The following is a 21,376-nucleotide window of genomic DNA, read 5'->3' on the forward strand; positions in this document are numbered from 1 at the left end:
GTTAGCCTGAGAAAGCCTGCGCCGCTTTCACTGCCCGGTGCCATTTCCGAATTTGCGCGTCCCTCGCCTCACGTGCTGCTGCAGGTTCAAACCGGCGATCCGTTTGCCAGTTGGCGCGCAGGTCATCAAGAGACCCATATATTCCTGCCTTCAGCCCCGCGAGATAAGCGGCACCGAGCGCCGTGGTTTCCATCACCACCGGCCTGTCCACCTGCAGCGCAAGCGTGTTTGAAAGGGTTTGCACCATCCAGTCATTGGCGACCATGCCGCCGTCCACCCGAAGCACTGAGGGCGTAATGCCGTCGTCCGCCATGGCGCTGAACAGGTCATGGGTTTGATAACAAACGGCTTCGAGCGTGGCGCGCACAAGCTCCGCCCGTGTGGTGCCGCGGGTCATACCAAAGATGGCGGCCCGCACATCCGGGTCCCAATGCGGGGCACCAAGCCCCGTGAAGGCAGGCACCATATAAACACCACCGCTATGCTCAACCGACGTGGCGAGCTGTTCGCTTTCCTTTGCGTTCTCGATAATCTTGATGCCGTCCCTGAGCCACTGCACCGCCGCACCTGCGATAAAGATCGAGCCTTCGAGCGCGTATGTGGTTTTACCGTCCAGGCGGTAAGCCACGGTTGTCAGCAGCCGGTTTTTGGAAGGGACAAACTCGCCTCCCGTATTCATCAACACAAAACAGCCGGTACCATATGTGCTTTTGATTGCACCTACATCAAAACAGCACTGGCCAATGGTTGCTGCCTGCTGGTCCCCCGCCACCCCAAGGATGGGGATACTGCGCCCAAAAAAATCGGGTGCTGTGCTGCCATAGTCTGCCGCGCAGTCGAGCACATCGGGTAGCACACTGGCAGGCACATCAAAAAGCTTCAGAAGCTCGTCATCCCACTCCTGCGTGCGAATATTGAAGAGGCTGGTACGGCTCGCATTCGTGGCATCGGTTGCATGCACCTTGCCGCCCGTGAGCCTTGAGATGAGGAAGCTGTCAATCGTGCCCCACGCCAGCTTGCCTGCCTCTGCAGACGCCCGCGCACCTGAAACATTGTCGAGCATCCAAGCCACTTTTGTGGCGGAGAAATAAGGGTCCAGCAGCAAGCCGGTTTTATCTTGTACCGTGCCTTCCGCGCCGTCCGCCTTCAGCTTCCGGCAAGTGTCTGCTGTGCGTCTGTCCTGCCACACAATGGCGTGGTGCAAGGGTTTGCCCGTGGCATGGTCCCACAGCACGGAAGTTTCCCGTTGATTGGTGATACCAATAGCGGCGATGCGGTGCCCTTTTGCCTCCGCTTCCTTTAAGGCGGCGCGCGCGGTCTCAAGGCTTGTTTGCCAGATCTCGTCCGCGTCATGCTCAACCCAGCCATCCGCCGGGTAATGCTGGGCAAATTCCTGCTGCGCAACCGCGATGATATCGCCTTCTTTGCCAAACACGATGGCACGGCTGCTGGTCGTGCCCTGATCCATCGCCAGAATGCAGTCTGATACTGATGTCACCGCCAAAACAAATCCCCCGAATGAAGCAAGCGAATACTTGCCGTGATCGGGGGACAGTTTGGCATCACTTTCGCCCGCCTTCAACAGCCGGGCGCGGTGATGACTAGTTTACCGGCACAAACCGCACGGCCATGCCACCGCCCGGCGCAAGCGGTAGCGCGAGCGTATCTGCCGCAGTGACCGTTTTGCTCTCAATCACCATGGCGTAAGGGTTGGTATCCCAATCCGCGTCGGCACCATCCCGGTATATCTCCGCCCGGTAGTTTTGCCGGGGCGAGAGGAAATCAAGGCTCACAGACAGTGTGCGGGCGTCCTCATTGGTGAGGCTGCCCAGGAACCATTCCTCGCTTCCCCTCGCCTTGCGGGCAAAGGTCACATAGTCCCCAATCTCACCATTGAGTGCGATGCTCTCAGACCAGTCTGTTGGCACATCGCGGATAAATTGGAAGGCATCAAGCCGGGCTTCATAATTCTCCGGCAGATCCGCCGCCATCTGGATCGGGCTATAGATCACCACATAAAGTGAGAGCTGTTTGGCGAGCGTTGTGCGCACTCGGTCATTGGGTTGCGCTTCCTCGAACAGAAGATCAAAAATGCCAGGCGTGAAATCCATCGGGCCAGACAGCATGCGTGTGTACGGCAGCACTGCCGTATGGCTTGGTGGGTTACCCGGCGAGCCCCAGGCATTATACTCCTGCCCACGGGCACCCTCGCGTGCAAGCCAGTTGGGATACGTACGGCGAAGGCCGGTATCCTTGATCGGCTCATGCGCGTTGATCGAGATTTTATGCTTGGCAGCTTCAATGAGTACCCGCTCGTGATGCTGGCTCATGAACTGGCCGTCATGCCACTCGTAAATCGCGTTGCCGTTTTCATCCAGCCGCTTGATATCGCCTGCGTGCGCCACATAACCGGTTTTCACCTGCGCCACACCGTTTTTGGCCAAAAGCGCAAAGCTGTCCGCCATCTGGTTTTCATAGTTGGTTACGCTACCGGAAGTTTCATGGTGACCGATGATGCGAACGCCGCGGTCACGCGCGTATTTCCCCAGTTCTTCAAGGTTATAGTCCGGGTATGGCTTGGTGAAGTTAAACACATCACCGTTATGGAACCAGTCACCATCCCAGCCTTCGTTCCAGCCTTCCACCAGCACACCGTCAAAGCCGTATTTGGCTGCGAAGTCGATATAACGTTTGGTGTTTTCCGTTGTCGCACCGTGGATCGGGCCAGAGCCCCAGCTTTCCACGCCCAGATGCATGCCCCACCAGATTCCCACATACTTGCCCGGCTGTACCCATGAAACATCCCCGAGTTTATTGGGTTCATTCAGGTTCAAGATGAGGTTTGAGTTCAGGAGGCCTGTCGCCTCCTCCGCGATCTGGATCGTACGCCACGGTGTAACAAACGCACCGTTCAGCCGCACTTTCACGCCGTCAGGCCCCGGTGACAGATTCGCCTTGAAGGTCGTGCCGTGGCTTTTCTCAAGCGACATGCCGGAATAGTTGGTCAGCGCAGCCTCATGGACCGAGATATGCAGCCCGTCATCGCGGCGCATGGTGATCGGCGTATGCGCCATGGGCACCTGATGAAGCTGGGTCTCGTTATAGACATATTCATACCGGTTCCACCAACGTGCCGGTATCCACCACACCCGCGCTTCTTCCGCGAAGGCAAATTCGGTGATCTCATCAGTGATGCCGATCTCGCCAAAACCACCATCTGCGGGCACGTCATAGCGGAAGCCAATGCCGTCATCAAACACCCGGAACACAACATTCAGGTGTCGCTTGAGGCCTTCATGTTCCGCAACCGTAACCGTCAGTTCGTTATAGTGATTGCGCACCGCCTCACGCTCACCCCATGGCAGCGCCCAGGTATCATCGTGTGATGCCACCGCCGCCGCGCTGATGCTGAGGCCATCATCAAAACCATCCATCTCTGAGAGGCGGAAACCAAGGCGTGACGGCGCAAGAACGGGTTTGCCCACATGCGCAACTTCATAATAAAGCCGCCCATCATCTGTCGTGACGGCAACGGAAATCTTGCCGTTTGGTGACGTGACCACAGCGGGCTCATCTGCAAGCAACTGCGATGTCGCCACAAACAGACACAGCAAAAAAGTGGATAGACGCAAAATCATCAAAAACCCCTCAACCATCGTGAAGCGTGCCACACCGTTCGCTCAGAACAGTGAGACGCCAGATTACCACATTCACGCTTCGCCCGAGGGGCCCGGGTCATATTTTATATTGGAAGCGACCTAAGGGAGAGCGCCGGTTGTCCGGCTCAATCCTTCCCACAATTTGTGTATGAATATTTGACAGCGCTGTCAATAATTATACGCGCCGGAGCCTAAAGAAGCTCAGACGCCAACACCTGTCGGGGCGGGTCATCAGGCCGCGCCGTCATCCCGCCTTCAATGATTGAGCGCACAACTGCGGCCAGATAACGAGCCACACGCTCCTGCCGCGCCGCGTCCCACACCAAGCGGTTATTGATAGCGATCATGGCACTGATGACATTTTTCCGCGCACCATGCTTGAGAAGCGTATGCGTAACAGCAGTGAGCGGCTCAAACGGCCAGTTTTTACACGCCTTATAGCTCCGGTCATGGTCGATTGCTGTTATCAGCGCGTCAGCCAGTCGGGCATCCGGGCCAGCATAAACACCCATGTCACAGGGCTTCGGCCCATAGCTTTCCGGGTCAAAGGTCTGGACCGAGATCAGCAGCGCCTGCGGACGGCGGCGGCCGATGGTGTTAAGCCCGGCCTCAACCGCCTCATGAAACGGCACATACAGCGCATCGTGGCGCGCGCGCACCGCATCAGCATCAAGTGCCTGATTGCCGGGGATAAGCCGACCACTATACTGCTGAGCTATCGCATCATCCGCCCCCGCTTCGCGATTGCAGTTATAGGCGAGGCGCGAGAAACGTTGCAGCACCGCCTGCGCGTCAATGAGGTTGGCGAGATGTTCCGTGACGGAAGCGGCACCGATATCCCACGCAATGTGATCTTCCAGCACGTCCCGCATCAACCCGAGTGTGCCAAGCCGCTCCGGCAACCGGTTGGAGGCGTGCTCACACACCAACACCACAGGCGCGGAACCAAGCGGATTTATCCGCTCAACCGCAGGTCCGTCGTTTCCGCCAAGCAAAGGCCCCAGCATCCGTTCCCTCATACAACATACGCAAGTTATCCCAAGTCTTTGGGTGTGCCGCATGATTGTGAAAGTGATGTGACGTCAAAGGTTATTCTTATAGCCCCGACATTCACATATGTTGACATCCACGTATGTTTTCGCTGCATTGGGGCCAACAAAAACCAGAAGAGCAGCACGCTGCACAACGACAAGAGGGGACACAATCAACATGAAACAACCATTTCGTCCGAAACAACACGGCCAGCGTTTCACGTGGCTACTGGCGCTTGTGCTTATCTGCTGCGCGCCCATAAGCGCTTCTGCTCAGAATATCCGGGTTACGGTGAATGCCTCTTATGCGGAATATTTGCTGGGGATGGTATGCACGGGCAAAGACGTGGATGAAGAATACCTTCGCACATATGCACCCCTTCAAAGCCAGATCGAGCATCACACCAGTATGTCAAACAGGCGAAACTTTGATGCCTTCCTCATCAGTTTGGAAGCTGCCTCAAAATGTGAAGTGCCGGAGAATGATGTCTTCCGCTTCGCCCCCATCATTGAAGACAAAGCGAAGTTCGAGACTGTTGTTTCTTTTTTCAAACAGCAAGGCCCTGCGATCGAATCGTTTGTTGGCGAAACGCTCGCCCCTTACCTGCCAACTGATCTTGACTATGAGGGTGATCTCATCCTGTCGATTATCGGGAACCCCTGCGGCGGTTTTGCCGTCTCTGGACGTTTCTACCTTGCTCTCAACTGTCTGGCTGGGGCCTACCAAGAGGATTTTGAGACTGCCAAACTCATCTCCACCCATGAAATTTTCCATGACATGCAGCACAATTTCTTCTTCGAGAAGGGAATGGATTTCAAGGACGTTACAACACCGCATGAAGGATACCGGTTTCTGTTCCAGCAACTATTGATGGAAGGAACGGCAGAATATGTTGCGGACAGCCGGCACATTACAGGTTCCGGCTTTTTATCAACTCTTCTCAAGGGTTTTTCCGACAACGGAAACGCATATATAGCCCAGCATATCCGCACCTTTGGGTATGCTGCCGATGTCATCGGTACATACCCAGACTGGCGAGCACGCCTGCATGACATGTTCATGATGGGCTTCACGGGCGCTGGCCGTCAGCTCTTCTATTATGCAGGTGCTGGCATGGCTCGCCATATGGAAGAAACCCTCGGGCGCGAGCCGCTAGTTTGCGTAATGCACCTTCCCGCTGAGCAGTTTATCCTTGCCTACCAGTCAACCGCACTCTCTTCCCCAAGTGAGATTGCTGTACCTCTCAGCCCCGCGATGATCGCTATCGCAAACAGCATGAGCGATGAGCGTGCCGCTGACCTAAGGTATGAAAGCTGCCTGAAATAATACACCCTCCATGCCGTGACAGGCATGGAGGGAGATATTTCTAGATTGCGCCTCGTGGGCCAGCCGCTTAGTTGGCGGCTGCCACAGGCGTAAACAGCAGGTCGTGATAGTCGAAGCTGAAGTCCGCGATCGGTGAAACAGCCTTGGCGGTTATCCGGTCTACGCGCCCTTCTGCGTCAAGGCTGAAGGTCAGGTAGGCAGGCTCCATCCCCAGGTCATTAAAGTGGGTAATGAAGGTATTGTAGCGCACATGCTCAAGCTTTGCCGAGAGGCCAAGCGAATGCGGGAAATCAACCTCCAGCACGTCACCCTCTTCCCGCACGGAAATGGTGCCATACCACGGGTCATTATACTCACCCACATAACCTGCCAGTGGGAGCAAAGGCCCGCTGCCCGATGCATCGCTCGTCGGTGCCAGTTGGGCCGCCACCATGTCAGCCGCTGCGGCTTGGCGTGCGACTTTAAAGTCATGCAGCTTCTCAGGCCAATTCTCCATCGGGAGATCGAGGTAGTGGTCAAGCAGTTCATAAAGAAGGCCACGTACCATCTCCCCTTCTTCGCTATTCACAGCAACATAAAACCCCACATCCTGATCGGGCAACAGGGCGACAACGGCCAGCGAACCAAACACCGCGCCGCCATGCCACACCAGCTTGGCCCCGCGATAGTCCTGCACTGTCCAGCCAAGGGCGTAGGTGCGGAACATCGGCTGAGCCGCAGCAAGGTTTGCGGGCGCAGGCGAGATAGGCTGCAACACTGCAGGCAACCACATCTGGGCCGACTGGGCTTCGCTGAACAGCCGGTCCTCACCCGCAGGCATCTTGCCTTTGCCCAGCTGGGTCAACAGCCATTGGGTCATATCATTTGCACTGATTGCAAGGCCACCCGCGGGGGCCGCGTTAGGCGCAATGGCCATCGTTTCATCAAGCGGGACCTGATCCCCCATACCGCGGATTGGCCCGTTCAGGCGAGCGTGGGGCCGCGCGCGGTTTTCGCTCGCGATCAAGGCCTGGTCGCTCACTGTTGAACTTTTCATTCCCAGCACATTGAAGATATTTTCCTGCACGAACACCTCCCAGGTATCCCCCGTGACTTCCTCAACAAGCTGGCCGGCAACCATATAGAGCACGTTGTCGTAGGCGTATCCGCTGCGGAAACTTGTGGCTGGCTTGATGTGGCGCAAACGGCGCATGGTCTCCTTGCGGGAGAGGTCACTGCGCGGCACAAACAGGAGGTCACCCGCGCCAAGGCCCAGGCCGCTTCGGTGCACCAGCAGGTCACGAACGGTCATCTCACGCGTGACCCAGGCGTCCCACATCCTGAAATCAGGCATATGGTCGATTACCCGGTCATCCCATTTGATGAGGCCGCGATCCACGAGAATAGCAAGTGCCGCTGTGGTAAAGGCTTTGCCTGTTGAGCCGGTAGCAAAAATGGTGTCAGCGTTCACCGCTTCTGGTGCCTCCAGGCTGCGAACACCAAAACCTTTCGCGAGTATAACTTCGCCCTTTTCGACGATAGCAACCGTTGCGCCGGGCACGCCGAGGTCGTCAAGCAGGCTGTTAACACGAGCTGGGAAATTTTCAGGGGGTGCACTGAAAGCCGGGGCTGCCAGTGCCAAATGGCACACTGCAGCGGCCACAGCCGTAAACCGTATATTGGGCATGATCTGTCTCCATAGTTTCTCCTGGCGGAGAGGGTTTTTTTACCCGAATGGAGCACATCATCCAGCGCACTCTTGGCTGAGCGTGCCCATTGGCACACGGGGCTATCATAACGATGACAGCCCAAAACCAAGAACGAGCCAAGGAGCCTCAAGCTTGCGCTTGCTGCTTTGGTGGCTGCTCATTCGGTCTGCTCAGTGCGATGTAATTTTTTATTTCTGGGAGGCTAACACTGCATCCACAGCGGGGCAAGCCCGCTGCGATACTCTTTCAACTCACCCGCGCGTATCAGGACGGGAAAGTGTCATCGACGGACATATCACCGCGCTCATTATCCCAAATCATTGAGATGATCCGCCAGCCATTCTGGCCGTCGTTATAGAATTGAATACTGTTGATACCGCGCCTCTCCGGCACCTCATCATCCGGTGCGGTTTTGGCTTCATAAGCGCTCCAAACATGGGCGATATTGCCGAAAATCCTGATCTCCCGGCGAAGCTCAACCTCGTAAAAATCGACATGAGCCAGGGCGGCGTCTGCCTCAACACTATACTGATCAAGGTCAAAGCTCTTGATCCACGGCATGCCCGCTTCATCAACGCCTGTTCGCATCTGTTTGCAGGCAGGGTGAAAAACATCGTCCTGTTTGCTCCAGTCCCTCGGGCCGGCCGGGCCAGAAACCATCTCGTACATCACCGCGAGGGCTGCACCAATTTCTCTGCTGTCACTATCCACGTTATCCTCCTTTTCAAAGAAATTAATTATTATCAAACATGTTTGACAACGGAGCGTAGCAAAGTCAATAAATAAGGAAAGGCACCAGACCCACTCATTTGACGACACCGCACAGGGGAGAATGCAGATGCAAAAATTAGCGCTCGGGCTCCTAGTAGCCCTTAGCTGTTTACCCAAAACGGCTAACGCAGATTCGGGTGCGGTGTGCCGACCGAACCCTGCCACACTGTCTGCCATCACGCGGGAGTTGGCTTCGGATGACTTTGGCGGACGCGCGCCTTCCTCCCAAGGTGAACCGCTGGTTATTGACCTCATCTCAAAGGCCTTCAAGGGCGCGGGCCTCTCACCTGCCGGAGATATGATTGATGGAGAGCAACAATGGACACAGCGCGTTGCCCTTGTCCGCTCAAGCATCGATGGTCCCGTCAGCATCACTCTCAACGCTGGCGACGCCCGCACGCCCCTAACACAGGGAAAAGAGATTGTCTTTCGCGCGACCAAACCAGGCACGTCGGAAGTTGATATCAAGAGCGCGCCAGTTGTTTTTGTTGGTTACGGTGTGTCTGCGCCAGAACGGGATTGGGATGATTTCAAGGGCGTGGATCTCAAAGGCAAAATCGCGCTGATTTTGGTGAATGACCCGGACCATCTGGATACAGAAGGCCCGTTTGGCGGCAACACCATGACCTACTATGGCCGCTGGACCTATAAGCTTGAGGAAGCCACGCGACGGGGAGCGCTCGGCGCCCTCATTGTCCATGAGACCAAGGCCGCATCCTACGACTGGCCGATTGTCAGAAACTCGAACATGGCAGAGGTTTTTGATATCCCCACCGACGCCTCCGTGCATCAACTCTCCGCTTCAGGCTGGGTCCAGCACGATCTGGCGGAACGTTTGGCGCATGACGCCGGGCTGGAGCTGAAAACTCTAGAAGAGCAGGCTCGGCGGCGAGATTTCCGCCCCGTTGAGCTATCTGGGGTAAGCCTTGACGTAGAATACTCAAGTGTTCACGAAGAAACCGTTTCCCACAATATTATTGGTGTTCTGCCGGGGAGCAAAAGGCCGGATGAATATCTGGTCCACTCGGCGCATTGGGACCATATCGGCCAGCGAATAGCAAGTGACGGCACAGTCCATATCTATAACGGCGCCCAGGATAACGCTGTTGGTGTCGCAGCCCTTCTGAAGCTTGCCAAATGTTATGGCGAAGCAGGCGCGGCTGAACGCTCGGTTATCTTCCTGGCCACCACGGCAGAGGAACAAGGGCTTTTCGGCGCTGGTTATTATGTGGAGCACCCTCCTTATGCGCTTAAAGACACAGTCGGGCTGATCAACTTTGATATCCTCGGCGTTAACGGACCGAGCAGGAATGTATCTACCTTCGGATATCCCGGAAACTCGCTGACCGATCTTTTGAAAACAACCGCCCAGCAGCATGGCCTTTATTTCTCGCCCGACCCAAAACCGGAAGCCGGGCACTATTACCGCTCGGAAACCTTACCCTTTGCGCGCGCGGGCATTCCGGCAATCACCTTTACCTCTGGTGACGACCTCATAGATGGCGGGGTAAGTGCCGGACGGCAGGCAGCGGCAGACTATATCGCACAGCGCTACCATCAACCCGGTGATGTTTGGTCACCAAACATGAACTTTGAAGGCATTGCCGAGAATGTAGCGCTTGTTTACGCCATGGGCTATCGGCTGGCGATGAGCGAAGACCGGCCTTATTGGTACAAGGACAGCGAGTTTGGTAATGAAAAAAAATGATACCCCCAGCATAGACAACACCCCTGCACAGGCGGAGGCCACCTTCCAGCTGGGTACAGCACTGCGCAACCGGCGCCAGCATCTTGCGATGACGCTTGCCACCCTATCGAAAGCCTGCGGCCTCTCGGTGCCTTTCCTCTCTCAACTGGAAAACAACCGAGCCGCGCCCTCGTTCACCTCCCTGATGAGGGTCGCAAGTGCGCTGGGTGTCGGCATCGAGCATTTTGTCAAAGTGCCACGACCACAGGAGTTTGTGCGGCGCGCGAAAAAACCGGTGGTGATGGATGCGGGCCTTCCGGTCCGCTATGAACGGCTAAGCGCGGATCATGAAGGGGCGCAGCTTGATGCATATGTGCTGCATGTACCCGCCGGCCAAGGGCACCCAAAGGTCGCGCGCGAAGGTGAGGGCCTTTGGTATGTTCTCGCGGGCCAGTTGGAGATGACCGTTGGTGATGAGAGCTTTATCCTTGGGCCTGGCGACAGCGCACATATCGACCAACGCCACCTGCACAGCGTTCGCGCCTCAGATGCCGGTGCCGTTAAACTCCTCTGGAGCGGCACGCCAAGATTGTTCTGACCATCCGCAGGATAGAACGTCGCCCCAGTAACCACAGAGCAAAACTGTCTTTACGCTGCCTGAGTGGCTAACCTGACAAGGGGGCTGGCTACAGCAACTGTTATGCCCAAATACCTCGGGTATCGATCACGATTTTTTCCGCCAGTTTTCCTGTGGGTACTCGCTTAAACGGTTTGTGATCAACGAGCAGCACGAAGATATCTGCCCGATCCAGCGCATCTAATATGCTCGCGAACTCAACACCAAGTTCTTTAAGCTTGTCTGGCAGTTCATCAATATTGGGCTCAACTGCCAAAACCTTGCAGTCCAAATCGCATGCTATACGCTCTGTGATCATCAGGGCCGGGCTTGTTCTCAGGTCATCAATATCCGCCTTAAACGCCAGGCCAAAGCAAGCAACGGTCGGTGCCTTTAGCTTTTCAGTCGCGCGTTTGACCTTGCTAAATACAAGCTCCGGCTTGCTCTCGTTCACTTGCCGCGCTGTAGCAATAAGCCTCGCTTCATCCGGCGCGCTATCCACAATGAAGTAAGGGTCCACAGCAATGCAGTGTCCACCAACCCCCGGGCCAGGCTGCAGGATGTTGACGCGTGGATGACGATTCGCGAGGCGAATGAGCTCCCACACATCAATATCAAGCTTGTCAGCGATCAGCGACAGTTCGTTCGCAAACGCAATGTTCACATCTCTGAACGCGTTTTCCGACAATTTAGCAAGTTCAGCAGTGCGGGCGTTGGTCAAGAAACACTCACCCTTGAGGAACACGTCATAAAGCGCCTCGGCGCGCAGCGCACACTCGTCCGTCACGCCACCAATGATGCGGTCGTTCTGCACCAACTCAATCAATACCCTGCCTGGCAATACACGCTCCGGGCAGTGAGACGCAAGATATTTGCTCCCGCATCCACCTTCAAGGTCAGGCCGGACTTCCTCAAGCCACGCAACCATCTTATCCGTCGCACCAGGGGGCACGGTGGATTCGAGTACGATCAGATTACCCTCAGCAACAAAGGGCGCCACCGACTTGATTGCGGCTTCAACATAGGTGAGGTCCGGTTTATGGTCTGCCATAAAGGGCGTTGGCACCGCAATGATGAAGGCATCGGCCTTATCAGGTGTTGTTTGCGCCTTCAGCGTGCCGTTTGACACCACGCCTTGAAGGAGACCGTCGAGGTCCACCTCCACAATGTGTGCCTGCCCCGTGTTGATGGTGTCAACTGCGCGATATCCACCGTAAATTCGGCACACGCAAGCTCAGAAATGTCCCAACTACTTCAATTTTGAGGCACAAGGTCTATTTGCCGTACATCAAGCGCATCAAAGTGGTGCGGCCGCTCAACTAAATGCCCTATGTCAAGGACGATGCGGTAAAGCTCCTGACTGCCAGAGAAATTCGGCTATGACACGCGTAAGGTTCAGTATTCCAGACTGATCTTGACTGGACATATGACCCGCGAAGAAGCGCCCTAAAGCTTAAGCGCCCGGCCTTCAACCCGGAGACGATCGACTAAGACTTCGAATATATCGCCACCAAGTTGGGATAACGATTGAGGAACTTCGCAGCTATTTCAACGCACCGAACAAGACGTATCAGGATTACCGATCACAGAGCGCCGTCTACAGCGTCGGGGCGAAGGTGATGCGAGCGAGCTTGACGGCAAGCGATGATCATTACAGCTCTGGCAACATCAGCGCCATCACCAATATATACAAGCGGCTGAATATTGCCGCGCCAGATGCGGCACACCTAGTGTAGCCAGGGGCAGGGGTGGTCCGCACGCATCTGTCAAATTGCTTGTGTAGCGCAGCCGGTTTCTGTCATTATCGGTGCGAGTGAAAGGGGTCAGGGCCATGGTGATCCTGCTAGTTTCTGCAAAATCCGGAGAACCAGAACCGCCGCTTTCCCTCAACACTTAATTCCCGAATGGCCTCTAGGTGGTTAACGTTGATCGACTGGTTTTCGCAGTAAGGGTCCAAGCTTTGTTCTGTATCAGATTAAAGCATTTAATTGAGCTTGAGTTGTTGGAGTAGCAGCAGAAATGAAGCTTCTTTATATGATTTTGATATGTGTCCCGTTGCCGTTTGGGAGCATTTCCCCTATATGGAAATGGTTCTGGGTAATTACAATTGGGGTGGCTACGCTCTCTCATTTATTGTTTAGTAAAGCACGCCTACCTAGGATGGCTTCGGGCCAAGCATGTTCCAGTTTTAGGTCCCTTGCCTCAGTATATTTACCCTTGTATTTCCTAGTTTTTTTAACAGCCTCGCAAAGCCTTTTTTTAAACACTCAGTATAGTGGCGGAGTTGTTGGGGGAGAATGGTTTTTCTTGAGCCACTTGGCTTTATTGTACTTCGCAAGCACTGTCGCCAGCACCTTAGATAAGTTCAAGAATTTGACGTGGTTCTGTGGTATCACTGGAGCAATTTATGCGTCCTATGGGCTTATTTTACATTTCGCTGGTTCAGACACTATCTTGTGGTTTCAAAAGACAAACCCTGAGTCCACTCTGTCGTCAACATTTGTGAATCGCAATAACTTCGCTAGTTTTTTGGGTATTGCTATAGTTTGCTTACTTGGTTTGCTACTGGACGGTCTGCATTCCACAGAGGCTTCAGCCCCCCCTAAAAAAAGGGAGCTTGTTCAAATGGCATGGGATAAAGTTGCATTTACCGTATCTTTGTTGGTGATACTATTTACCGCTCTTATGTTGACCGGGTCTAGGGCAGCAATTGTTTCAGTATTTGTTGGAATGTTATTGTTGGTATTTTTTTACATTCGCGAGGGCAACGCAACGGGTTATCAAAAAATCATTATAACAGTGCCTATCATCATATTTGGTCTTTTTTGGGCAGAGCTAAATGGTGATCTTTTATGGTATCGAATTACGTATGGCTCGGTTTTTAGCAATGACCCAAGATTTGACGTTTATATAGAAGCTTGGCCGATGATCTACGAAGCGCCTTTTTGGGGCTTTGGCCTTGGCTGGTTTGAGCCAACCTATAGTCTAATCCGAACCGAAAATATGGGCGTTGTCTTTTTGAGGATGCATAGCGATATATTGGAGTTCGTATTGGCTGTGGGAATATTTGGTACTTTAGCTCTGCTTTATTCCCTAGTTTGTTTTATGAGCTTTGTTGTCAGGGCAGGTCGAAAGCTAGGGTCATTCTCATTGAGGTTTGTGCCGATAATCTTGGTTATTCAACTCACCCTAAATTCTGTTATCGATTTTCCTCTGCAGGTATCGGCGATCACTTATACCATTATTATACTATTTGGGGCCGCGTTAGGCGTTGGCGTTAATTTGCGGGAGTCACGTTTTCGATGAAGATAATTATTGATTTGGATCACACGATCACACTACCAGGCTGGGAAGGTGATTATGACGCTGCCCCTGTCAATATAGCAGTTTTAGGGAAGCTAAGAAGGTATAGAGAAAAAGGGTATAAAGTTTGTATTTATACTTCAAGAAACATGAGGTCGTTTGAGGGAAATATCGGCTTAATCAATGTCAAAACGTTACCTCAAATATTGTCGTGGTTGGATAAGAATGATGTGCCATATGATGAAGTGGTTGTTGGCAAACCATGGTGTGGGCATGAAGGCTTCTATGTGGATGATCGCGCAATCAGACCAAAAGAATTCGTTGAGTTAGGTGAGGAAGAGATACGCGCTGTTCTCGCGGAAAATTCCCAATGACGATTTCACTCATCATGTCTGGAGCATATGTTTCACCTGGGTTGGCTGCGGAACTGGGCGAGTTGCCTCCTGCCTTCGTTCCCGTTGGTACAGGCCGATTATACCGCCTCCAGGTTAACGAGCTCAGAAAAATCTCATCGGAGATTTATTTGTCTTTGCCTAACTGTTTCCAGATACCCGCTACGGATCAGCGGCTTCTAGATGAGCTGAGCGTTAAGATCTTGTATGCAGACCCTAACTTGAACATTGGTGAGGCTTTATCTTTTTGTATCAATAGTATAGGCGTTTACGACAAAGAACTAACATTGGTATATGGGGATACATTGGTCACCCAATTGGAAGGTTCTTCTGACAATTGTTTGTCGATCCATCCTGCCAAGGATCAACACAATTGGACTCTTGCCGCTGAATTATTCAGCGCGAATAGTGGCATCGGTAGCGATGAGGTAGTTTCAGGCTTCTTTAAATTCTCCAATGTACCTTTGCTTTTGCAGCAAATAACCATTTCGCAAGGCAACTTTATGAGTGCTATTTCAAGGTATTCTGATATTGTTAAACTGGATTATCTTAGGTCCGGGAAATGGTATGATTTTGGCCATGTGCAAACGTATTTTAAGTCTTGCGGGGTTGTGTGTACTGCTCGGAGCTTCAACAATTTGAAGTTTGTTTCAAACCAAGTTGAGAAAAGCAGTAAACAGACGGCCAAGATGCTCGCAGAGATCAATTGGTTCAGAGAGCTTCCGGAGCCATTGAGAGCTTTTATCCCGGCCTTTCTTGGTGATTTTGACGATTGTCGTGGTGTTGGCTATAGGCTATCCAATACATTTAGTTCTACCCTTGCAAGTTTGGCTGTATTTGGTCGTTTGAATCGGCATGTTTGGGCGAGGATTTTTCGAGGTTGTAGGGACTTTTTGGAGGCCGCTCAAGCCTATGAAAGTAACGAAAACTATGAATTCGACGACTACTACTACCTTAAGACAGCTGCTCGCCTAGATGCTATGTCAGGCACTAGTATTTCAAACCTACTTCACAAAGACCTTCGAATTAATGGTACCTTAACCCCGCGTCCGCTTGTTATGGCTGAGGAAGCGTCCAACGCGCTACAAAGCCTATCAGGAACAAGAGCTGGGTCGATAGTGCATGGAGATTTCTGTTTCTCTAATATATTCTTCGATTTTCGCAGTGATGCGATCAGGGTCATCGACCCGCGTGGCATGCTGCCGGATGGTCGTATTAGTCTGTTTGGTGACCCAATGTATGATATTGGTAAGCTAGCCCACTCCGTGTATGGGGGTTATGATTTAGTAATTGCAGGGAGTATCAAGGCGAGGGCTCTAGGTCAAAATATCGAGCTATACGACAACATTCTCGACACCGGTTCCTGGAGAGGAATTGTGCAAGAATTTGAAGACTCTGGGATTTTGGCGCCTCTATCTAGACGAGATTTGCTGGCAATTCTTGTACATTTGTTTCTTTCAATGTTGCCCCTGCATAAAGACTCGCCTGATCGACAAACCGCTTTTCTCGGCCTGGCAGCTAAATTCTACCTAAAAATGAATGATGAGGCGTTATGATAATAGTTTTTCCTATGGCGGGGTACAGTCGGCGGTTTGTTGAAGCTGGATATACTCGCCCAAAATTTGAGTTGCCTGCAGGTGATTATACAGTTTTTCAGAGGGCTGTTCTCACTTTTTCAAACTATTTTGGTACCTCGGATAGGTTTGTTTTTGTGTATAGGGCTGGCTCGGAGACGTCTGATTTTGTCGAGGGAATGTGCAAGGAGATAGGCTTGGCGAAAAGTCAGATTATTTTGATTGAGCTTCTCGAAGGCACCTCGGGTCAAGGTGAAACAGTTGTCAGGGGATTAGAGCGGCTATCAATAGTGGACAAGGATACAGAGCCTCTAGTGATTTTCAACGTTGATACAGCATATCAAGAGCCAGTATCCTTCAACATAGCTGAGTTGGAGCATGCTAACGGCCTTTTAGATGTGTTTATTGGTGATGGGGAAAGCTGGTCATTTGTTGAGCCTTTCAATGACAATGATCAGGTTGGCCCAGTGCGTAGGGTGGTTGAAAAGGAGCGGATTTCCAGTCTTTGTTGTACGGGGATGTACTGGTTTAAGAGCCTGAGGACCTTTCAGTTAGCTTTTGACGAATACTATGATAGCAATCATTCTCTTTTTGATGGAGAGACCTATGTCGCTCCTATCTACCAAAAGATGATTGAGCAAAACAGTAATTCAGTCATTTATCGTCAGGTGGAGAGGGAAAAACTGGATTTCTTTGGCACGCCTTCTGAGTACGAGGACTATGTAAGTAAGCTAGGCGCTGTCGTTGGTGGGTTTAATGCTTAGAGATGTTGGTTTGCTGCTCTCCGTAAAGTATCTGTCCATTCTGTTGAGTATGCTTACCGGGCTCTCTCAGGTTTACATATTCACTAAATTGATTGCACCTGAAGATTTGGCCTGGCTTTTTACAGTTTCTGGTGCTGCAGCTTTTTTGTCTTTATTTGATTTTGGTTTTGGCAAGCCATTATATGTCGCATTAAGGAAAAAGTTCGTAAATAACGATGATATGTCTCGAGTATACAGGGCATCTTTTTCGATACTGTTTTGTTTCTTTTTGCTATCAAACGTTTTTTTTGTTGCGGCTTTTTCTGTCGTTAGCAGTCAACTAGAGAAAATCTCAACCCTGTCCTTTCTTTTGTTCACAGTCTCTTCAGGATTGAATATTTCTGTGGGGCTGATGAAGCATGTATTTTATGCCGTAGACAAATACCTTTTGTTCGATTTACATGACCTGGTTCGTCGAATTATCAATTTCGCTAGCCTAATATTTTTTTTCTATTGGCAAGACTTTTTTTCATTTGCATGCTTTCAGCTATGCGCTTTGGCTATCAGTATTTTCCTACTCATCTTTCAGATCAAACAGCCGTTGTGTTTGAAGGCGAATGTTTTTGAGCTTAAACCATTCAAAGCATCAGCCTTTAAAAACCTTGGATTTTCATTTAATGAGCTTTTTATATATTCCGGCGGATATATCGCGTTTAAGATTTCATCTCATCCATTGGAATTTCTCAAATTTGTCCTGTGGTCGAAGGTCTATGGCATTGTTGTGGTATTCATTCGAGCGTTAACCGATGTCGAGCTTCATCGCGTGTCAAGAGAGTATATGGCAGAGCCAAGTTTAGGAAGATCAAAACAGCTGGTTTGGCGAGTAATAGTGATATCTGTACTCCTAGCTCTATTGGCCAGCACCTTCTTGTTTGTATTTGGTGAGGCTATAATTGAGTTTGTGGGGAATGGTGCGTTTGTATTGAGTGACTGGCTAATCGTATCTTTAACGCTGATGCTAATTGCGAGCTCAATTCAGCATCCGTCTGGTACTGTATTGGTGTCCGTCGTGGGTGACTACCGGTTTTTACTGGCTTCATCTACTGCGATGTCAATCGCAATATTCTTTGTATATCTCCTTGCTAGGCAATTCTCTATGGAAAAAGTGTTGCTAACATATTCTTTGGTATTTTTTATTGGATCAGCCGTCTATTTTTTTAGATCAAGATATTGTTTGAGGACTGAAGTTGCAGGTAAACACAGTTAAAGACATCGTTGAACTGAACAATCTCAGCGAAAGTGCCCCTCTTGTCGAAGTCCGAGTTGATCGGTTGCCGCTTGGCTTGTGGCGTAATGCACTTCGGGTTGCGTCAAGAGCAGTTAGTTTGGGCGGTCAAATTAAGGTTCTAGGCTTCAAGAAGGATGGCTTCGGCTTTGACTGTAAGTTGCTGAAACGTTGGCAGATAATGAAGTTCATTGCATTGAACGGTATTTTTGCCAATTTCACTTTTGAAGAAGAAGCCAATTCCATATTACTTAAAAAAGATAAGTCAGTAGTTCCGCCGGACCAGCTTATTTCTATCGCGTATGTATGCTCGTCTAATGTCAAAGAAGCGCAGATTTTAAAGACGAAGTTAGAAACACTAAATGCGGACGCAGATCGACTCAATGCAAACATAGAAATGCTTGTTTTCTTTTCAGAGAAAACAAGCATTACAGAGAGTTTTCGAGCAATACATCGCACGACGGTTTATTATGCGGATGTTATGGAGGGGAGAAGAATTAATATCCTTAGAAAAAAAAAAGAGGCATTCGATGAAGCGCACGGAGGAGTTTTGGTGGTCGCGCACACACGAATCACAATGCCCGTTGACCAATTGATTAGGCTAGCTAGAAAAGACTTTGATGCCGCAGCGCCTAAAGTCGTATACAAGGAAAAAGGTGGCCCGACTCGGCCATATCTGGATGCGCTCTTATTGGATGGCTTTAGTTGCTGGTCGACTAAGAAGAAGACTTTGGTGTGTTCTTCAATGGCTTTGCCATATCAATATTATCTCGGCAACCGTGTGTTGAGCGTCGACGGAGGAGTAATTATATTGAGGAGAGACCGTATTAAAATCAACCCGTTTGAATTAGGGTCGGCTTGGGGAGAAGCAGAAGACGTCGACGTGTCCAACTACCTCGACCTCAGTGGGTATGTGGTTGAGTATTTGAGTGAGATTGAGTTCGAAAGCACTACGAATAAGCTAGATTTTTCAGACCGAGGGATACGTGTCGTTTTAGATCGAGTGCGATTAACGGCAGCTATCCTAAGAGATTTTTGGCTCAAATGGCGTGGTTCAACAGTATGGCCAATATGATTCAAGCAGGGAAAATTACTGCGCTATTGGTAGTTCTGCTATATTACGTTCTAAACCCCTATCCTTATTCTTTCTACCTTGAAGCATACCATGTGATTTTGGGGGAACTGATCTGGGTTTTCACGGGTTTGATATTTTTGTTGTTTTCTTATGAACTCTTGATGGGTGACACGAAACTTCTTCAAGACGAGTTGTCGGTCATTATCTTGGTTCTATTTTCACTGGGAATCTTGCAGTTTCTCTTCGGTTTATTTTTGGGCAACGTCGTTAGTGTCAGTGAAATTATTGCTTTGGCGTTGTCTTATCTTCTGATGATGGCCGGTTATGCGGTCGGGCGGGGGCTTGTTGTGGCTGAATCGACGGAAAAATTCCTGTTTTTAGTCATAACAGTATTGATTTGTTGGGCGTTTTTCTTGGCTTTCGCCAACCCGGACTATACCCTGCGAAGACCATATTCATCTACTCTTTTTTTGATACTGCTTGGGTGGTTCGCCAAGTTGCATCTTTTTAGATTTGGCTTCGCTGCCTACGTTGTTCTCGCTGCTGTGACCTTGCTCGCCTTTTACAGTCAAACTCGAATAATACTAGGGTGGCTGCTTGTGCTTTGGTTTTTGGCCGTCTGGGGATTGGGTAAACGATATGTTGCAACCCTAGTGTTGGTCGCTCTTTTTGTTGTTTTGTCTATAGAATGGCAGGAGCCGATTTATTCACCCTATTCAAGAATGCTAAATTATTCCCCTGTGGATCGGGTATACATTTGGGAGACGGCTTCACGGCGTTTTTTTGATGGCTCGCTGATCGAAACTATTTTTGGTCAGGGCCCTTTTTCAGGTAATTATCTGACCGCGAGTGGATTGCAAGCTTCGACGGCACATAATGTCTATTTGCAGGCTCTAATGTCTGGTGGATTCCTCGGTGCAATAACCTCGTTAACATTCTTTGTGTTCTTGACGATCAAAATGCTAAAAAGAGGTAGGTATGAATTTTTGTATTTTTGGCTGATGGGGCTTGTTTTTGATTTGCCTTTTGTAGTGGCGTCTACCTCTAGGTTTTTTGAATATGGGCTTTTTTTAATGTGCTGCGGCATGGTTTTATCGTGGCCTGATTCAGCAAAAGGTGATCAACGACAGAGCCAAGTAAGATGAAAGTTTTGCTTTTAAGCGGGAATTTTCATTCCCAAGGAGGAATGATTGACTATCTTAAATGCTGGGCAGATCAGTTGGCTCGATGTGGTGAGGATTTTTATGTAATTTCTGTTTCGGGCCAAGCTGAATTCTTAGAGTACCCCCAGTATACTTTTCTTTCGAAGAAAAGGCTAAGTGATTTATCGATGCGAGAGATAGCGTTAAGTTTTATCTCTCACTCTCCAATCATGAAAGATTACGCGGAGTTTATAGCAGCTGTCACGACGGGGCTAAATGCAAGGGAAATCCACATTATTGACGACTCTGTATGGGCTCCCTTTATCGCTAATTGGCTGAAAAAAAAGCTACCCAAAGCAACCGAACTAGTTGTTACTGTTCACGATCCAAAGTTTCACATTGGCCAACACATAAGCTTGTTAGGTAGATTTTCCTCTATAGTGTCGCGCCGGTTTTTGCTTAGTTTGGCGACTGAGGGCCAGATAAGACTGCATGTGCATGACCGCAAGCTAATACCAGGAACGGTATTTGAAAAGCTCCCTATGTCGGCATTTTGGATTGAAGATCACCCCGTTCGAGACCCCATCGTCTATAGATCGCTAAACTTTCCAAATAACCCTGTTCGGATTGGCTTTGTTGGCCGGGTCGAACCGTATAAGGGTGTTGACCTGTTTATTGACTGTCTTCTACGCCTTGAAAAACTGCGTGATGACATAGAATACGAAGCCTATGTAGTTGGCAGAGGAGCTTTACCTGAGAGTGTTTCGCAGCTTAGGTGTTGCCATGTGATTAATGATTTTCTACCAGAAGACCAGCTACATAGTGTGATTGCTAATATGGATCTGGTTATACTTCCTTACATCGAGGGCACTCAGTCAGGTATAGCTTCTCTCTGTCACACGTATCATATACCCCTGATTGTATCAGATGTTGGGGCCTTGCCAAACTTCGTGAATAAGAAGAATGTTGGTGAGGTTTTCGCAGCTGGAGACGTTGCTGGATTGACCGCAAGCGTCCACGCAATACTGTTGAACCCCGACAAGCTGAAGATGTGGCGCCGCAACTACGGCGTCTGATCTGGGG

Annotated in this window: 16 protein-coding genes and 1 pseudogene; 11 read left to right on the forward strand and 6 right to left on the reverse strand. The window is 50.6% G+C overall.

Annotated features, from left to right (window positions below; all coding sequences use genetic code 11):
• Position 1 precedes the first annotated feature (1 nt).
• The 3 genes from glpK to ACN0XZ_RS16585 form a co-directional block, all read right to left on the reverse strand.
• A complete protein-coding gene (gene glpK / locus ACN0XZ_RS16575; RefSeq protein WP_417458944.1) occupies positions 2 to 1,468 on the reverse strand; it encodes a glycerol kinase GlpK in 1,467 nt (488 codons plus the stop codon).
• Between the two features lie 133 nt (positions 1,469 to 1,601).
• Positions 1,602 to 3,638 carry a glycoside hydrolase family 97 protein gene (locus ACN0XZ_RS16580; protein ID WP_417458915.1) on the reverse strand — a complete coding sequence of 679 codons (2,037 nt, stop codon included), beginning with the start codon at positions 3,636 to 3,638 and terminating at the stop codon, positions 1,602 to 1,604.
• A 212-nt stretch (positions 3,639 to 3,850) separates the two neighbouring features.
• Positions 3,851 to 4,666 (reverse strand): N-formylglutamate amidohydrolase, encoded by an 816-nt coding sequence (locus ACN0XZ_RS16585; RefSeq protein ID WP_417458916.1) that lies wholly within the window; start codon positions 4,664 to 4,666, stop codon positions 3,851 to 3,853.
• A 202-nt stretch (positions 4,667 to 4,868) separates the two neighbouring features.
• Here ACN0XZ_RS16585 and ACN0XZ_RS16590 point away from each other — a divergent pair, with 202 nt between their 5' ends.
• Entirely contained in the window at positions 4,869 to 6,017 is a 1,149-nt protein-coding gene (locus ACN0XZ_RS16590) for a DUF5700 domain-containing putative Zn-dependent protease (protein ID WP_417458917.1), read from the forward strand.
• A gap of 67 nt (positions 6,018 to 6,084) precedes the next feature.
• On the opposite strand, the gene ACN0XZ_RS16595 is transcribed toward ACN0XZ_RS16590, so the two are convergent.
• On the reverse strand, positions 6,085 to 7,683 hold the full coding sequence (locus ACN0XZ_RS16595) for a serine hydrolase (protein WP_417458918.1): 1,599 nt from the start codon (positions 7,681 to 7,683) through the stop codon (positions 6,085 to 6,087).
• Between the two features lie 286 nt (positions 7,684 to 7,969).
• Entirely contained in the window at positions 7,970 to 8,416 is a 447-nt protein-coding gene (locus tag ACN0XZ_RS16600) for a hypothetical protein (RefSeq protein ID WP_417458919.1), read from the reverse strand.
• Positions 8,417 to 8,543: 127 nt separating this feature from the next.
• Here ACN0XZ_RS16600 and ACN0XZ_RS16605 point away from each other — a divergent pair, with 127 nt between their 5' ends.
• Together ACN0XZ_RS16605 and ACN0XZ_RS16610 are read left to right on the forward strand one after the other, a co-directional pair.
• On the forward strand, positions 8,544 to 10,184 hold the full coding sequence (locus ACN0XZ_RS16605; protein WP_417458920.1) for a M28 family peptidase: 1,641 nt from the start codon (positions 8,544 to 8,546) through the stop codon (positions 10,182 to 10,184).
• Positions 10,171 to 10,761, forward strand: a complete 591-nt coding sequence (locus ACN0XZ_RS16610) for a helix-turn-helix domain-containing protein (protein ID WP_417458921.1) — start codon at positions 10,171 to 10,173, stop codon at positions 10,759 to 10,761. Before ACN0XZ_RS16605 ends, ACN0XZ_RS16610 begins: the two co-directional genes overlap by 14 nt.
• Before the next feature lie 100 nt (positions 10,762 to 10,861).
• Here ACN0XZ_RS16610 and wecC read toward each other — a convergent pair.
• Positions 10,862 to 11,980, reverse strand: a pseudogene (wecC, locus tag ACN0XZ_RS16615) (UDP-N-acetyl-D-mannosamine dehydrogenase); the annotation flags it as partial.
• A gap of 818 nt (positions 11,981 to 12,798) precedes the next feature.
• Between wecC and ACN0XZ_RS16620 the strand changes: the two are divergent.
• The 8 genes from ACN0XZ_RS16620 (at position 12,799) to ACN0XZ_RS16655 (ending at position 21,369) form a co-directional block, all read left to right on the forward strand.
• Complete coding sequence (locus tag ACN0XZ_RS16620) at positions 12,799 to 14,085, forward strand: O-antigen ligase family protein (RefSeq protein WP_417458922.1); 1,287 nt, start codon at positions 12,799 to 12,801, stop codon at positions 14,083 to 14,085.
• Complete coding sequence (locus ACN0XZ_RS16625) at positions 14,082 to 14,456, forward strand: capsular biosynthesis protein (protein WP_417458923.1); 375 nt, start codon at positions 14,082 to 14,084, stop codon at positions 14,454 to 14,456. The genes ACN0XZ_RS16620 and ACN0XZ_RS16625 overlap by 4 nt, the downstream gene beginning before the upstream one ends.
• Positions 14,453 to 16,030: a hypothetical protein gene (locus tag ACN0XZ_RS16630; protein WP_417458924.1), complete on the forward strand. Its 1,578-nt coding sequence runs from the start codon at positions 14,453 to 14,455 to the stop codon at positions 16,028 to 16,030. The genes ACN0XZ_RS16625 and ACN0XZ_RS16630 overlap by 4 nt, the downstream gene beginning before the upstream one ends.
• A gap of 215 nt (positions 16,031 to 16,245) precedes the next feature.
• The gene (locus tag ACN0XZ_RS16635) at positions 16,246 to 16,812 is read left to right on the forward strand and encodes a hypothetical protein (RefSeq protein ID WP_417458925.1); all 567 of its coding nucleotides are present in this window, start codon (positions 16,246 to 16,248) and stop codon (positions 16,810 to 16,812) included.
• A complete protein-coding gene (locus tag ACN0XZ_RS16640) occupies positions 16,805 to 18,058 on the forward strand; it encodes a hypothetical protein (RefSeq protein ID WP_417458926.1) in 1,254 nt (417 codons plus the stop codon). The genes ACN0XZ_RS16635 and ACN0XZ_RS16640 overlap by 8 nt, the downstream gene beginning before the upstream one ends.
• Positions 18,039 to 19,151, forward strand: coding sequence for a hypothetical protein (locus tag ACN0XZ_RS16645; protein WP_417458927.1), 1,113 nt, complete (start codon positions 18,039 to 18,041; stop codon positions 19,149 to 19,151). Before ACN0XZ_RS16640 ends, ACN0XZ_RS16645 begins: the two co-directional genes overlap by 20 nt.
• Complete coding sequence (locus ACN0XZ_RS16650; protein ID WP_417458928.1) at positions 19,139 to 20,296, forward strand: hypothetical protein; 1,158 nt, start codon at positions 19,139 to 19,141, stop codon at positions 20,294 to 20,296. The genes ACN0XZ_RS16645 and ACN0XZ_RS16650 overlap by 13 nt, the downstream gene beginning before the upstream one ends.
• A complete protein-coding gene (locus ACN0XZ_RS16655; RefSeq protein ID WP_417458929.1) occupies positions 20,293 to 21,369 on the forward strand; it encodes a glycosyltransferase family 4 protein in 1,077 nt (358 codons plus the stop codon). Before ACN0XZ_RS16650 ends, ACN0XZ_RS16655 begins: the two co-directional genes overlap by 4 nt.
• Positions 21,370 to 21,376: the final 7 nt, after the last annotated feature.

The organism is Kordiimonas sp. (genome assembly GCF_048264555.1).
In the GTDB taxonomy this organism is placed as follows: Bacteria; Pseudomonadota; Alphaproteobacteria; order Sphingomonadales; family Kordiimonadaceae; genus Kordiimonas.

Coding starts and splice junctions, on each gene's coding strand:
- glpK (WP_417458944.1), bottom strand. CDS start 1,468: ATGGATCAGGGCACGACCAGCAGCCGTGCCATCGTGTTTGGCAAAGAA.
- ACN0XZ_RS16580 (WP_417458915.1), bottom strand. CDS start 3,638: ATGATTTTGCGTCTATCCACTTTTTTGCTGTGTCTGTTTGTGGCGACA.
- ACN0XZ_RS16585 (WP_417458916.1), bottom strand. CDS start 4,666: ATGCTGGGGCCTTTGCTTGGCGGAAACGACGGACCTGCGGTTGAGCGG.
- ACN0XZ_RS16590 (WP_417458917.1), top strand. CDS start 4,869: ATGAAACAACCATTTCGTCCGAAACAACACGGCCAGCGTTTCACGTGG.
- ACN0XZ_RS16595 (WP_417458918.1), bottom strand. CDS start 7,683: ATGCCCAATATACGGTTTACGGCTGTGGCCGCTGCAGTGTGCCATTTG.
- ACN0XZ_RS16605 (WP_417458920.1), top strand. CDS start 8,544: ATGCAAAAATTAGCGCTCGGGCTCCTAGTAGCCCTTAGCTGTTTACCC.
- ACN0XZ_RS16610 (WP_417458921.1), top strand. CDS start 10,171: ATGAAAAAAAATGATACCCCCAGCATAGACAACACCCCTGCACAGGCG.
- ACN0XZ_RS16620 (WP_417458922.1), top strand. CDS start 12,799: ATGAAGCTTCTTTATATGATTTTGATATGTGTCCCGTTGCCGTTTGGG.
- ACN0XZ_RS16625 (WP_417458923.1), top strand. CDS start 14,082: ATGAAGATAATTATTGATTTGGATCACACGATCACACTACCAGGCTGG.
- ACN0XZ_RS16630 (WP_417458924.1), top strand. CDS start 14,453: ATGACGATTTCACTCATCATGTCTGGAGCATATGTTTCACCTGGGTTG.
- ACN0XZ_RS16640 (WP_417458926.1), top strand. CDS start 16,805: ATGCTTAGAGATGTTGGTTTGCTGCTCTCCGTAAAGTATCTGTCCATT.
- ACN0XZ_RS16650 (WP_417458928.1), top strand. CDS start 19,139: ATGGCCAATATGATTCAAGCAGGGAAAATTACTGCGCTATTGGTAGTT.
- ACN0XZ_RS16655 (WP_417458929.1), top strand. CDS start 20,293: ATGAAAGTTTTGCTTTTAAGCGGGAATTTTCATTCCCAAGGAGGAATG.